The sequence below is a fragment of the Nocardia arizonensis genome, assembly GCF_001310275.1.
Taxonomy (GTDB): Bacteria; Actinomycetota; Actinomycetes; order Mycobacteriales; family Mycobacteriaceae; genus Nocardia; species Nocardia arizonensis.
In genome coordinates, this window is record NZ_LGYZ01000036.1 from 15,825 (window position 1) to 29,038 (window position 13,214).

The 13,214-nt window shown below is 66.9% G+C and carries 13 protein-coding genes and 1 pseudogene; all 14 read right to left on the minus strand.

Annotated elements, in window-relative coordinates; genetic code table 11:
- Positions 1-163: 163 nt before the first annotated feature.
- Complete coding sequence (locus APZ21_RS05710; RefSeq protein WP_054812167.1) at positions 164-490, minus strand: LtfC-like domain-containing protein; 327 nt, start codon at positions 488-490, stop codon at positions 164-166.
- 53 nt (positions 491-543) lie between these two features.
- A complete protein-coding gene (locus APZ21_RS05715) occupies positions 544-1,467 on the minus strand; it encodes an MBL fold metallo-hydrolase (RefSeq protein WP_082392870.1) in 924 nt (307 codons plus the stop codon).
- A 69-nt stretch (positions 1,468-1,536) separates the two neighbouring features.
- Positions 1,537-2,334: a hypothetical protein gene (locus APZ21_RS05720; protein WP_054812168.1), complete on the minus strand. Its 798-nt coding sequence runs from the start codon at positions 2,332-2,334 to the stop codon at positions 1,537-1,539.
- The gene (locus tag APZ21_RS05725) at positions 2,331-2,627 is read right to left on the minus strand and encodes a hypothetical protein (protein WP_054812169.1); all 297 of its coding nucleotides are present in this window, start codon (positions 2,625-2,627) and stop codon (positions 2,331-2,333) included. The genes APZ21_RS05720 and APZ21_RS05725 overlap by 4 nt, the downstream gene beginning before the upstream one ends.
- Entirely contained in the window at positions 2,624-4,024 is a 1,401-nt protein-coding gene (locus APZ21_RS35440) for a peptidoglycan DD-metalloendopeptidase family protein (protein WP_239476500.1), read from the minus strand. The genes APZ21_RS05725 and APZ21_RS35440 overlap by 4 nt, the downstream gene beginning before the upstream one ends.
- A 28-nt stretch (positions 4,025-4,052) precedes the next feature.
- The gene (locus APZ21_RS32770) at positions 4,053-4,658 is read right to left on the minus strand and encodes a phage gene 29 protein family protein (protein WP_156370718.1); all 606 of its coding nucleotides are present in this window, start codon (positions 4,656-4,658) and stop codon (positions 4,053-4,055) included.
- 517 nt (positions 4,659-5,175) lie between these two features.
- Entirely contained in the window at positions 5,176-5,778 is a 603-nt protein-coding gene (locus APZ21_RS05740) for a Gp37-like protein (protein WP_054812171.1), read from the minus strand.
- Positions 5,779-5,836: 58 nt separating this feature from the next.
- A pseudogene (locus APZ21_RS36540) lies at positions 5,837-6,640 on the minus strand (Gp37-like protein); the annotation flags it as partial.
- The gene (locus APZ21_RS05750) at positions 6,589-6,936 is read right to left on the minus strand and encodes a Gp37-like protein (protein ID WP_156370722.1); all 348 of its coding nucleotides are present in this window, start codon (positions 6,934-6,936) and stop codon (positions 6,589-6,591) included. The pseudogene APZ21_RS36540 and the gene APZ21_RS05750, both read right to left, overlap by 52 nt.
- The gene (locus APZ21_RS05755) at positions 6,933-7,865 is read right to left on the minus strand and encodes a phage tail family protein (protein WP_054812174.1); all 933 of its coding nucleotides are present in this window, start codon (positions 7,863-7,865) and stop codon (positions 6,933-6,935) included. The genes APZ21_RS05750 and APZ21_RS05755 overlap by 4 nt, the downstream gene beginning before the upstream one ends.
- Entirely contained in the window at positions 7,862-11,431 is a 3,570-nt protein-coding gene (locus APZ21_RS34990; protein WP_054812175.1) for a transglycosylase SLT domain-containing protein, read from the minus strand. The genes APZ21_RS05755 and APZ21_RS34990 overlap by 4 nt, the downstream gene beginning before the upstream one ends.
- 22 nt (positions 11,432-11,453) lie before the next feature.
- Positions 11,454-11,897: a hypothetical protein gene (locus APZ21_RS05765; protein WP_054812176.1), complete on the minus strand. Its 444-nt coding sequence runs from the start codon at positions 11,895-11,897 to the stop codon at positions 11,454-11,456.
- 8 nt (positions 11,898-11,905) lie between these two features.
- Positions 11,906-12,319 carry a hypothetical protein gene (locus tag APZ21_RS05770; RefSeq protein ID WP_054812177.1) on the minus strand — a complete coding sequence of 138 codons (414 nt, stop codon included), beginning with the start codon at positions 12,317-12,319 and terminating at the stop codon, positions 11,906-11,908.
- 1 nt (position 12,320) lies between these two features.
- On the minus strand, positions 12,321-12,998 hold the full coding sequence (locus APZ21_RS05775; protein ID WP_054812178.1) for a phage tail tube protein: 678 nt from the start codon (positions 12,996-12,998) through the stop codon (positions 12,321-12,323).
- Positions 12,999-13,214 lie beyond the last annotated feature (216 nt).

Sequence of the window (13,214 nt, forward strand, 5' to 3'; positions counted from 1 at the left end):
CGCTCCTCGAAACGCGGCTGAACTATCAGCTTGAGCCATGCTCGAACAGACGTCTTCGGCAGATGGGACCGCGCCCGTAACCGCGGTCTCCCGACCCCAGGTAATGACCGCCATTACGCGGCCGTGCCCTGGCGTAAGCCAACGGCGTGGTTGTTGGACGGTCTCAGTCGTCTCGGATGACCGGTCCGCGGAACCAGCAGTAGGGTAGACGGCTTTCGGGGTAATTGAGGTAGAGATTGTATGCGGCACGGGTGCGGTGCCCGATTCCGTCGGTCTTGCTGGGTTCGATCAAATATTCGACGGCGAGTGGGGTGACGGATGTGGCGGGCCAGGTGGTCAGTAGTTCGTCCTCGGTGTCGTAGATATCGATCCACGATGTCGTGCCGTCCGGCAGTGGAGAGTCGGTGATTTCGAATCGTTGGACGAACGCGGCACCACGGGTGAGCACGATCGTGTAGCGGTGGGGTCGGTATCCGAGGTAGTCAGCCATGTGGTGTGTACAGGGCCGGGCTCCCGTTCGAGATGCCCGGCCCAGGTCGGCGGTCAGTTATAGGGAATCCAGGTGGTTCGGCCGGTGGTGATGTCGCGGTGAACACGGCCGAAGGGGACGTCTGCGAAGTGGATGCCGAAGGCCAGGTCTCCGCTGCTGGCGAGGTCACCTACAAGCTGCTGGCGGTGCGCGATGGCCTCGGCTTGGTCGTAGTCGGCCCCTACCGCCCATTCGGGGTGCGTGATCTGGATCGGAGAGTGGAACACGTCCCCGAACACCAGCATCCGTTTGCCGCAGGTTCGCAGTTCGTAGCCGGTGTGTCCGGTGGTGTGGCCAGGGATGGTGACGGCTCGGACGCCGGGGAAGATGCGGGTGCCGTGGTGCACCGTTTTCACCCGCGAGGCAATGGTGTCCAGGATCGGGCGGGTCAGGACGCTGGGTTTGGCCCAGGCGGGCAGGGTGTCGATCATGGCGGGGGTCAGGGATCGCCACCAGGCCCATTCGACTTCGCCGAGGTAGATAGGCGCGGTGGCGAACGGCGTGCGGGCCGGTACCTGGGCGAGGGTCCAGCCCAGGTGGTCGAAGTGCAGATGTGTGATCGCGATGGCTTCGATGCGGTCGAGGCCGTCGATCTGGGCGAGGCTGTCCAGCAGCGCACCCGAGCGCATTTCGCCTGTCATGGGGTTCTCGAGCACGTCCGGGAGGACGACGGGTCCGGCTCCGGCGTCGATGAGCATAGCGCGTCGGCCGCGCTGCACGAGCAGGGCGCCGAGTCCGGCGACCAGGCAGCCGTAGGCGTCGAAGTATTCGGCGTGGGTGGCCCAGTCGGCTTCGGTGGCCTCGGGTACCCAGCCGCGGGGTTTGAGGCCGATGTAGCCGTCGGGGATGTAGGTGAGGCGGAAGCGCCCGAACCGGATGGTGCGCAGCCGGGGCGGGGTACGTAGACGCTCGCTGAGAGTCGCCGGTGATGCGGGCATGACGAATCAGGGCCTTTCGGGATACGGGTGAATGAGTGCCGACGCGGGGCGCGGCGGTAAGGAGCGGTGTCAGCCGAGGAGGAACCAGGGCCACCAGTGGTTGGTGCCGACGTGATCGGCGCGCAGGAACGCGGGCGGCGTGGGGAATCCGGGGCCTATACCGCCCCCGTCGCCACCGCGGCTCCAGTAATACGGTTGCCGGGGTTGGGTGCCGCCGGGTTGTTCGATCACCCAGCGGGGCACGGTGGCGAGTTTGTAGCCGATGCCGAAGTAGTTCGACAAGAATCCGACCCCGTAGACGTCGCCTTGGCGGGCGTCGATGGTCGGTAGGTCGAACCGGTACTGGGTGCTCGCGTTGGTGAGGACGGGCCGGATGTCGCCGGTGTCCCAGATCAGGTGCAGGTCCCCGGTCGCTTCCTCGAACCGGTACACCATGACGTAGGCGTTGTTGACCATCGACCACCCCGCCGGTCCGATCAGCAGTCCGACTTGGCGGTATTCGCGGTCGCGCAGGGTGCGGATCATGCCGATTTCCACGGCGCCGGAGGCGGGTTGGTAGAACGGGGCCTGGGTGAGCGACCCGTTCGCGTCGGGTTGGCGCGCGAGCAGGGCGAGGGGGAAGGTGGTGTCGTCGGTGGCGGTGAGGTTGGCCCACAACGGGATGTCGGTGGGCACCTGTTCGTAGGTCGGCCGTTGGTAGATGGGTTGGCGGACTTCGCGGCGGTGCGCGTTCTGCGCTCCCGTGTAGGCGCCGATGACCCCGGCGCGGATGGCGGCTTTGGCGTCTTCGACCGACTGGTTCTGGAAGTGCCGGAACGCTCCCAGGTTCCAGGACCCGTCCGGGGTTTCCCGGTTCGGGGTGGTCACAGCTCACCGGCGAGCCATTCCGGGATCTCGGGGGCTTCGGGGACTTTCGCGGTCGGGTCAGTGCGCCCCACGACCACGGCGAGGTCGTCGCGCTGGCGCTGGAACTGCCTGACGAGGCGCACCAGGGTGCGGTAGCGGTCGGCGTCGGTGAGGTCCTGGCCCTCCAACTCGGTGACCCGTGCTTGGAGTTGGCGGACCTGCCCGGCCTGGCGCGCGGTGATCGCGCCGATCACCGTGGCCAGGGCGACTCCGAAGGCTTGGACGATGTCGGCGTTGAGCCACCCGAGGTTCACTGGCCGACCTCCGGCGCGCGGTGCCGACCCACGGAGGCGTCCTTGACCAGGTGCTCCAGGATGACCTGGATCTTGTCCTGAACCTCGGCCAGGGTCGCGGTCACCGCGTCGATCTTCGTGTGTGCTGATGCCACCGAGTCGACCACGGACTTGTCGTCGAGTTGGGGCCAGCCGGTGGGGTCGAGGGCGGGGCCGGGTTGGTGGCGGGAGTCGGGTCCGGCGAGTTGGTCGACTACCCAGGAGGCGTGCATGTCGATGGATGCCAGGAGGTCGGCGAGGGTGACGGGGTTGCCGTCTTTGTTGATGACGATGTCGGTGAGCTGCATGTCGTTCCTTCCGAACAGGGCGGCGACCGTGTCTCGGCCGCCGCGGATGGCGTTGACGTCGATGAGCTGGCCGCCGATCGCGGCCCGATCCGAGAACTGGAGAATCGCGACCTCTTTGCCGCCGAACGGTTCCCAGCCCCGATGGCCGTCACCTGGGTAGAGCCGGTCCGGTGTGCCAAGGCCGGGGACGTAGGAGCTGTTCCACAGGGGTACTGGGAACCCCGAGAGGTCCGGGGAGCCCATGAGGTCGCGCCAGTACCAGCGCGGCAGATAGATCGGCAACAGCGAGAAACCGCGTGCGGTGATCGCGTTCACCCGCGCCCACAGATCCCCGATCGAAGGAAAGCCGCGCAAGTCTTCGTAGTCGATCTGGATCGGGATGCTGGTGTCGGCGAACCGTGCGAGGGCGTCGGCTTCGATGTCGGGGTGGGTGTGCAGGTCGCAGTAGAGGTAGCCGCCCCAGAACTCGAAGAACTCGCCCATCTGCTCGCGGGCCCGTGGCCACTGCGGGTCCTGCCACGTCCCCTGACTTACCTTGTGAGTCACGAACGACATGCCCTCGGCGGCGGCACGGGCGAAGTCGAATTTGCCCTGGTGATTGCTGACGTCGATGCCATATTCAGGCATCGCTAGTCCTCCTTCCGGGAAGGCCGCGCCGTCCAGGAGCGGCAGCGGGTCGAGACGATCGGGGCCGGGCGGGCTGTAGACGCCGCGGTGCCACTCCAGGTGCAGATGCGGGGCCACCCCGGCGTTGCGGGAGCGGTCGGGTTCGATGACCGCGATCCGTTGGCCCGCGGCCACCCATTGGCCCTCGCCAACCTCGGGCCGGATGTGGCCGTAGACGGTGGTGCCGCCGCCCTCGGCGTCGGGGTGATCGATCACGATCCATGAGCCGAACCCGTGGGCGGGTCCGGCGCGGGTGACGGTGCCGCCCTGACAGGCGAACACCGGCCGGTCGCCCGCGCCGCCGGGGAAGCCGAAGTCCACACCGAAATGCCAACCGCCCTCACGCGGCCCGAACGACGAGGTGATCCAGAACCCGGCCGCCACCGGCCAGAAACGTGCAGACATGACGAACTCTCCTTTCCAATAGAGGTTTTCAGGACTGGGCGTCCTCGTAGCGCAACAGGATCGCCGGTCGCGCCTTGCCGAAGTGGCGCTCGACGGCCAGGACCCGTTCGCGTTCGGCCGGATCGGCGCGACGCAGATACGCCAGAACGGCTTTCACGCCGCGCCGGGTCGGGTCGAACTGCGGGGGCGGGTCGTTGGTGGCGTGGGCTTCGACGCTGACCGGGGCCGTGACCGGCAGCATCGGCGGCGGGGGCTCGGCGGGCTCGTCGGGGACGGTGCCGGTCAGGCCGAGCGCTGCCGCCAACTGCTGACGCTGCCGGAGTGGGAGTTCGGCGACGAACTTGCGGACGTCGAAGACTTCCTCGGGCTCGGGTTCATCGACGTCGGACCAGGTTCCGGGCGAGAGCAGCCAGTGCGGGTCACCCGCGCGCGGGGGCCGGTACTTGATGACCGGCTCCTCGACCGGACGCGCACCGCAGTCCCACAACCGACGCGACACCGCCCGCAGGTGCTGGACCGGCAGCAACAGCGGCGCGCCCTTGAGGCTGGGAAGGCCGACCAGCATCCACAGGAACGCTTCCTCCGGATCGGTGGGATCACAGTTCTCGCGGGTTGGGAACTGTCCGTCGGACACAACTACACCCCCGGAACATGCGAATAACAATCCAATAACAGATGCCGATCCTATTTCGCTCTTACTTTCGCTTCACATTCGCCTGGCATTCCCCTCACTTTCGCTCCAGAATTTTCGCCAGGCTACGAGTTCCACGCCGCTTGAGCTGATAGAAATGTGCCGAGTGCAGGCATTTCGGCTGAGCGAAGGCGTCCGCCGACCCCTGCCAACGTCACCTACTTCGCTCCTATTTTCACCACCGAGTTTCTGTCGGATGCATACGCAGACCCGGGTCCTTATCGGCGAGTTCTGCTTCCTGTGAAGCGGTAGCCTTTTGGCGTTCACATCCCTTGGAAGGAAAAGGCAGTTGAGCCTCCGCATGGACGTCATCACTTCAACCGTCGTGATCGTGGCCGGAATAGCGTCGGTCGAAAGAATCGCGATCTTCGTGTACGCGATGAGAGGCGTGCCACCGGATCGACGCCCGGCGGTGATCCGGGCGCTCGCATCGCGCTGCCGCAGAAACCTGTAGTTGCGGTCAAGCGAGAACACCCAGTTCCTGCACCCCGGACACGAGGTCGGAGACCATGTCCAGGGTGTGCTGTGCGCGGTCGCGGTTGCTGGTCGGATCGCCTATGACCGGTTGCCATTCCGGGAATTGGTCGCGGTCCCAGGCAAGGGTGAGTTCACGAACGCGGTCGATGCGGATGGTGTAGGTGTCATCGCCGGGTGCGGTGGCGCCGATGCGGTCTCCGAGCCACCAGTGTCCGTCCTCGCCGATGACGAAGGGTGCGCCGTCGCGGACGGTGAGGGTGTGGGTGAACCAGGACCTGGTGTCGTGGAAGCCTTTGCGCAGGGCCATCATCGCCGAGATGGTGTAGGCGCGTCCGGGTGAGTCGGCGAAGTACTCGAACAGGCGTGACCAGCCGGAGTTGTGTTCGCGGGCTTGTGATTTGATGGCGTGCCAGGCCAGTAGCGTTCCCTGGTAGAGGGGGCGGATGAGGGCGTCGGCGACCCCGCCCAGGGGCGGGACGCCCACGATGGCGGCGGCGAGGTCGCCGGCCATCTGGACACCGGCGGAGAGGCTTTCGTCGGCGGGGTCGGGTCGCGGATGCCCCACCCGAGTGAACGAGTGGGGCATCCGCGACCCCCGGCATCGAGGACCCTCCGGTGACGATCTGCACCGCGGCGGAGGCGGTCTCGGTGAACTTCGAGGTCTCCACCCCGGACGTCGGGCTGTCGAAGTACACCGCGAACGGTGTCGACACCTGCGTGCGACGCTGCCCGACCTCCAGGTACTCCGCGGGAGTGATCGGGTCGAGGATGGCTTCTTCGACGCTGTCGATGAAGTCCTCGGAGAACCGGGCGACTGTGCGGGCGAGGCCGTCGAAGGGGTTGCCGCCGTTGCTGGTGTCGCTGTAGTAGCCGGAGGTGTTGACGATGTCGATGACCAGCGTGCCGTGCCGAAGCTTCGGGGCACCCGGCCACGGTGGCGGGTCGCCTTCGAGCCAGCGTCGGCACCGGACCGAGAGTTCCGCGTCTTCGAGGATGTCGCGGGCCATGTCGTACCAGTATTTGAACCGTGAATGCGTTGTGGCCCAGAGTGTTCCGGCGGCGAGGTCTTCGGCGAAGCTGGTCGGTGCGACGACCACCGACCACTGCGACATATCGAGCCCGACCGTGCCGAGCCAGGAGGCGGGGTCGAGGGGGTCGTCGGGCAGCTGCCAGCCGTGGGCTTGGGACTGCTCGCGCATGACGTTGAGGAACAGTGGCAGTTTCAGCGCCCACCGCGCGGGGCCGGGGACGGGTCCGAAGGTGCGCGGGATCTGGACCGAGGCGTCGAAGAATGGGTTCGACCAGATCAGGTACGACTTGCAGTGTTGGAAGTCGTCGACGAACCGCAGTGTCAGGACTTGGGTGCCGTCGGCGCGGCGCTCGATGGAGTGGTCGATCAGCCGTCCGGACCAGCGTGAGCCGGGCTGCTTGTCGCAGGTGATGTGGATGTTGCGGCTTCACCAGCGTGGATGCGGGCGCGGGTCTGCCACACCCACTTCGCCAGCGGATCATCCAGCGGGAGTTCGACCAGGGCGGTGCCGGTGTCGTTGTCGATCCAGGTGAATTCCGCGCGGTACTCCGAGCACACCAATCCGGCGAGTCGCCAATGCCCGTCCCACAGCCGGACGAGGGGTTCGGCGCGGCGGTCCATATCGTCGGCGAGATCGGCGGCCAGGGTCGCGTCCCAGATCGCCTCGCACTGCTCTGCGAGGGACATCGAGTCCAGGTCGAGAGGGGCCGTCATCGCAACCCCCAGGCTCTGGACCACAATCGCGGCTGCCGCAGCTCGGCCCGTGCGCCCCCGGCGGGGGCGTCGGTGACGCTGATCGGCAACAGTGTCGGTGGGGTGCGGGGTGGGATGCGGTGCATGAAGTGCAGTCCGCCAAGGCGTCCGATGAGGTTGGTGTCGTTGAGATCGCGGACGTAGAGCCGGTCGGGGTCGAGGCTGATGCGCGCGCCGCCTTCGCGGTCGCCGAGCATCGGCAGCTCGATCATCCGATTGCCGTAGCGTCCGCCGGGGGTGCGCCGGTACTTCTTGCCCGTCCAGGACACGTCAGGGACGCGCCATTTGCCGCGGGTGAGCAGCCACTTCTGTGCCATCTCGAGATCGGTCGGGTTGGAGACCTCGATGAACCCTTCACTCGACCCGGCTCCGGTTTCCCAGAACGTGGTTTTCGTGGGTTCTTCCCACATCGGTTGCGCGGCGGTGACGGCCATCGGGACGAGGGACTTGCGCAGCAGGTGGGGGTCGCGTTCGGACTCGAATTCCACGCTCTTGTCGAGAGCGAGCCACAGCCAGCGGGTGGAGCGGTCGGTGCTGATCTGGAGTTTGGTGAGGGTGGCGTCGGGGTCCCAGGCGTCGAGTTCGTAGTCCCAGGCGTTGCGCCAGTCCGAGTCGCGTTTCTCCCATTCCTCTTCGTCGCGGCCGTGGATGTTGACCCCGAAGGTGATATCCCGCTTGAGATACCGTTTGCCCTGATAGGTGGCGCCGCGTTGGTAGACCGAGGATTTGTAGATGGTGGTGACCGGCGCGTCCCCGATCCCCTTCGGGGACGTGGCGAGGGTGATGACGTCCCGGTCTGCGTTGGGGCCGTTGATGATCCAGTAGGACTCGTCGACGCCGAAGACCTCGATGGTGACCGACTCGGGGTTCACATACACCAGGACGGTCACCTCTTCCGCGCGGTGAACTGCAACGCCCGCAGATCCGCGATCTGGAGCGCACGCCGATACCCCTCGTCCACATCCCTGGTCTGCACAGTGATGTGTGTCGAGTTATCCACAGTCGTCACAGGCCCACCCGGAGCCGTCTGTGTCGATAGCAGTGGGGGTGCGATCTGGTTCATCAGCGACTGGTAGTCAGCGTTGCCCGCGGTGCGGGCGGCCTTGGTCGCCTCGAACACCTGGAGGGCTTTGCCGTAGTCCTGGATCTGCTGGACGCGCTCGGAGTTCGACAGGTTCGGTGCACCGACCACGGACAGCGCGTCATCGAGTTGCCCGGTCGCGAAGTCCTTGCCCACGCTGGTAATCCGGTCGGAGAACGATTTCCCGAGGGTTTCCCATGTGTCCAGGCCCAAGCCCTTGCGCGCCGGGTCGGCCAAACCGGGTTTGTCTTGGCCGGGGACCGGTACGGCGATGGCGTCCACGAGGTCGCGTAGCCATCGGAATTCTTCGCTGGTGAGGACGGCTTCGGGCTTGCCCGAGGTGTTCCAGCCCAGCGTGCCGGGCTCCCACACCCCGCCCTGGTCGTAGCCGTGGCCCTTGCCCCACATCTGCGAGAGGTCCAGGCCGTAGCGGGACTTGTAGTAGCGCAGGGCGGCGACCATGTTGGCGAGGGGGTCGCGGCGGTCGTTGGGGAGGGTGGGGTCGCGGTGGGCGGCGAAGGTGCCCGGGATGATCTGCAACAGGCCGACCCCGGCGGCTTCGCCGGTGCCGTTGGCGTCGACGATCTGTTGGGCGATGTCGGGGTTGCCGCCGGACTCGGACTGGATCTGCGACAACATGATGTCGACCTGCGCGGGGTCGAATCCCTCGCGCTTGAGGGCTTCGATCGCGAGGTCGCGCCACCGCTGTACCGCCTCCCCCGCAGGCAGCATCGCGGAGCGGGCCACGGCTTGCCCCGAGATCACCTGCGCGGCCGACTCGCTCACCTGCTTGAGCACGGCCGCGGGCACAGCGCCGATACCGCCACCGAAGTCGGGGATCTGATCGGCCAACACCTGCACCGGTTTCAGGAACAGCTCCGCGATCCGGCCACGCAAACCACCGGTCACGGCCCGGAACTTCTCTTCCACCCAGTCGGTCACCGACCCGAACAGTCCACCGCCCTCGCGGAACCTGGGCAGGTGTCCGGCGCGAGCGGCGCGACGCAGCCGCGCGACCGCGCCGTGTCCGCCCGCGCCGTCCACTTCGGCGCCGGTCCACACGTGCTCGTCACGGGACAGCAGGGCGGGCACGAAGTCGGAGACTCTCGAGCCGGGGCCGGTGACCCGGCCCTCGGCTATTGCGGGGGCCGCGGGGCCGCCGTCGGCGCGGCGGGTGGTCGGGATGAGCGAGACCTCTCCGCTCCATTCCGGCAGCACGGGCAGGACGGAGCGGATGGAGTTCCAGATGTTGCGGAATCCGCCGTTGACGACGGACTCGATCACCCAGTTGATCGGGGTCGCCATTTTGTCGCGTAGCCCGTCCCAGGTGGTGCCGATTGCGAACACGATCTCCGAGACCCGCGTGGACAGGGTGTCGAGGGCGTTCCCGAACCCGGTCAGGTCGATGATGCCGCCCGCCAGCGCGCCGGGTAGTCGTTCGGCGACCCATTGGCGGATGCGGTCGAAGGCTTCGGGGATGAGCCCGATCGCGTCACGCAGGGTGAACAACGCGCCTTGGAAGATGTTGAGGCTGGTGAGGTCTCGGAAGGCGTCGAACAGTTCGTAGAGTTTGACGGCAGCTTGGCCGATCCAGACCGCGAGTTCGCCGAGGTTGGTGACGGTGGTGCGGACGTCTTCCCAGAAATCTTTGAGCGCCTGCCGGCCCTCGGGCGAGTTCAACCACGCCGAGAACCGCTCCACATTCCGCGTCAGCGACTCGAGCATCGATTCGCCGGTGGGTTCGGCCGAGACCACCAACCCGGCCAGGGCTGTGCCGACCGCCTTCGCCAGATCCCATATCTTGCCCAACGCGTCCAGGGAGTTCCGGAGGAAGTCGCGGAACTTGTTCTGCCCGTCCGGGCTTTCGGCCCAGGTCCGGAAATTCGCCATCGTGTCGGCGAAATTCTGGGAGGCATCGGGCAGGAAGTCCGACCCGACACCAGCCAGCGAGAGCAGGCCCTGCAACAGGTCGTTCACGCCAGCGAGCAGGGGCCCGATGGCGGCCTTGGCGTTGACGAAGATCTTCTCGAGCTTCGCGCCGGTCTCCGGGGTCGACAGGTCGGCGAGGATGTCGCGGACCCCGGTGTTGATGACCTCGGCAATCCCCGCCAGCCCGTCACGGACCCGGTCCATTTGGGCGTCGGCCAGGCCGACGACCGAGTCCCCGAGTCCGGTGAACAACGGCTCTTGGACGGCCATGCGGAAGGCGCTCCAACGGTCACCCATCCCGCGCAGGGTGTTGACGAACTCCCGCGCCGAGGGCGAGAGCTTCGCCATCGCCCGCTCGAAAGCCTCAACGGCACTGGACTGCTGCGACGCCGCCTCGGACAGGGCGGTGCGGGCGTCGGCCATGGCCTGTTCGGCATCAGCGATACGCTCGCGGGCCGCGACCACCTCGTCGGCGTTCTCGATCCCCTTGGCCGCGGCGTCAGCGGCGGCCTCATCGACATCGGTCCGCCGCGCCCTGGCCTCGGCCAGGGACTGTTCGGCGTCGGCGATGCGCTTGTTCGCCCGCACGTAATCGAGGGGGTCGGTCGATTTCAGGGCGGCGAGGTCGCGGCGGGCCTCAGCGAGGGAGATCACCGCGTCGGCCTCCGACAGCGCCGCCCCGCGCGCCTGCAACGCCAGATCGCGTAGCTTCTTCGACGCTTCGCTGTAGGCGGTGTTGAGGTCTTTGCGGGCCTGGGTCAGAGAGGCGACGGCCTGCTGCTCACTGCGCTGGGCGGCGGCGATGGCACGGGCCTGGCTGGTGGCGTCGCGGCTGGCCGATTCCGACATCGCCTTGGCGGCGGTGAACGCCGCACTCACCCCGGAGACACCGACGACCAGGGTCGCGATTCCCGCCGCCGCGGTCGCGGCAGCCGCGGGGAGAAGGGCCAGGGTGCCCGCGGCCTGGGCCGCCACGGAGATCAGCGGGAACAGCGAACCCGCCACCAGCGCCATCACCGCGACTTTGAGCGCGGTCGCGGCTGTGGAGGCGAGGCTCATCGCGATGTTGAATCCGCCGATGTTGGGGCCGATGGACCCGAACTGATTGCGCAACTGCGCCAACAATGCGAGTAGGAGTAGGAGTTGGGCGTGGTCGAAGGTGATCCGGATGTGGATGGAGATGTTGCGGTAGGGCGCGAGCGCGGTGAACAGGGCCGACCCGAACCCGGACATGTCCGGGCGGATCTTCACCCCCAGCGACAGATCCCGCCGCCACGCCAACCGGGTGCGCAGCAGCTCGTTGAACTCGCTCAGGTCCGGCACGATCCGCAGGCCGTGGGTGATTGCTACGCGCTGGAGCTGGATGCGGATCTGGTTGACGAAGTTGCGCGCCAACTCCGGATTGACGGTGAGCCGCGACGAGCCCGCCGAATACGCCTGCGCCACGGCTCACCCCCTGAACCGTCAGCTAGGTGTCGACCCCCAACCGGTGCAGCACATCGAGGACCTGGTCTCGGTCGGCGCGGGCGCGGGCGGCGGCTTCGGCGGTCATCGGGCGCGGTTCGGGCGGGATCGGCGCGGCCGGAGTGTCGGAGAACAGCGACGCCACGACCCGGATCAACTCCTTGGTGACGTCGATGTGGCGCAACATCAACAGGGTCGGCAGGTCGTAGTAGAGCGGCGAGATCGGCGCGGGCGGCGCGTTCTCATCGATCTCCTCTTGCGCGCGTAGTTCCCCGAGTTCGGGGTCCATGAGCAGCGCGGCTTGGTAGTGCGACCACATCGGCAACCGCCGCGTCAACCGGATCAGCTGGGTCCAGGGGCGCTCGCCTCGCATGTAGTCCAGGAGGTCCCAGCCGCGGTGGAATAGGTCGGCCTCGATGTCCTCACCGTGGCGGTCGATGAGGAGCACGAGGCCGGTCAGCCCCCCGGCAACTCACCGGCCTGATCCGGGGCCGGGAGCGCGTTGAAATGGCGGTTGATGGCGTCGAACAGCGGCCACAGGACCTCGATGTACTCGTCTTTTACCACCGCCCACACCCGCTCGAACCCGTCGCCGCACATCGCCTCGAACAGCTCCTTGATCCGGCCTACTTCCACGTCCTGGCCGTCGAGGACGGCGGCGAGGGTGAGGACCTGCCAGACGCTGTCGGGTTCGTTGATCGGCGTCGGTGGGGTGGTGCCGTCGAACATGTACGGGGGCTTGCGTTTGCGGTCTCGGGTGGCGCGGGCCTCGTCGCGCATCTGCATCCACGTCGACCCCGCAGACGCCGTGGTGGTCGTGGTGGTGGTGTGGTTCTTGCGGCGGTTCTTGCGCCGTCGTGAGTTGGGCATGTCAGGCTGCCTTTGCTTTCTCGGCGATGGTGAAGCCCATCGGCACGACCAGGTCTCCGATGCCGGGGCCGCACAGGACGTTGCGCATCGAGTAGCCGAGCTTGTCGTCCACGGTGGCCTTGACGGTGATGGGCCAGGAGGCGATGTTCTCGGCGTTCCACTGCTGCTGACCGACCTCGGACACCGACGCGCGCGGCATCACCCGCAACACCCACTTCTCCCGCGCGCCGACACCGTCGACGAACAAGAAGATCACCCGGTAGTGGATGGTGTCGGGTGAGGTCGGCTCGTTCCACGACAGTTCCTTGGTCACCGGATCGGCCTGCACATCGGCGAGACTGCGACCCGACACCAGCTCCAGCACAGCGCGTTTGAACTCCTGGGCGGTGAACGCCGCGGACATGTCGCGTTTGACGATGTCGGAACGGGTCGGTTCCAGCCATCCCCAGCTCTCGGTTTCGGAGAGCTGCTGCTCGGGCCGGAACTGTGGGCCACCGGACTTGTCGATCAACCCCAGCGACGAGAACCCCTGTAGTGACTGGAATTTGGCTTCGGCGCCCGCGGTGAACGCGATCGGGATCTCGACGGTCATCGGCGCGATCAGCACCGCGCCCTTGAGCGGTTTGAGTAGCAGGTCCTTGTTCGCGTTTACGATCTGCTCGAATGTCGCTACCGCCATGTTCGTCCTTTCAGTGCTGGAGTTGACCCGCGTGAGCGGCACAAGCGGGCTCGGACATTTTGCGCACCAGAATCTTCCGGACGATGCCCCTTGAGCGTGCCCACTGAGTGAAACTGTCCTGATGGTCATGCCTTGTCGGTACGTGCACCGAGGCCAGGTCGCTCAGCCCGTGAGAAGCGGGAGAGCTTGTGGTTGAACCCGGCCCGGTGAGAGGCA

What these genes read in the sequence shown, in the direction of transcription:
- APZ21_RS05710 (WP_054812167.1), bottom strand. Translation starts at nt 490, where the DNA reads ATGGCTGACTACCTCGGATACCGACCCCACCGCTACACGATCGTGCTC.
- APZ21_RS05715 (WP_082392870.1), bottom strand. Translation starts at nt 1,467, where the DNA reads ATGCCCGCATCACCGGCGACTCTCAGCGAGCGTCTACGTACCCCGCCC.
- APZ21_RS35440 (WP_239476500.1), bottom strand. Translation starts at nt 4,024, where the DNA reads ATGTCTGCACGTTTCTGGCCGGTGGCGGCCGGGTTCTGGATCACCTCG.
- APZ21_RS05740 (WP_054812171.1), bottom strand. Translation starts at nt 5,778, where the DNA reads ATGCCCCACTCGTTCACTCGGGTGGGGCATCCGCGACCCGACCCCGCC.
- APZ21_RS05750 (WP_156370722.1), bottom strand. Translation starts at nt 6,936, where the DNA reads ATGACGGCCCCTCTCGACCTGGACTCGATGTCCCTCGCAGAGCAGTGC.
- APZ21_RS05770 (WP_054812177.1), bottom strand. Translation starts at nt 12,319, where the DNA reads ATGCCCAACTCACGACGGCGCAAGAACCGCCGCAAGAACCACACCACC.
- APZ21_RS05775 (WP_054812178.1), bottom strand. Translation starts at nt 12,998, where the DNA reads ATGGCGGTAGCGACATTCGAGCAGATCGTAAACGCGAACAAGGACCTG.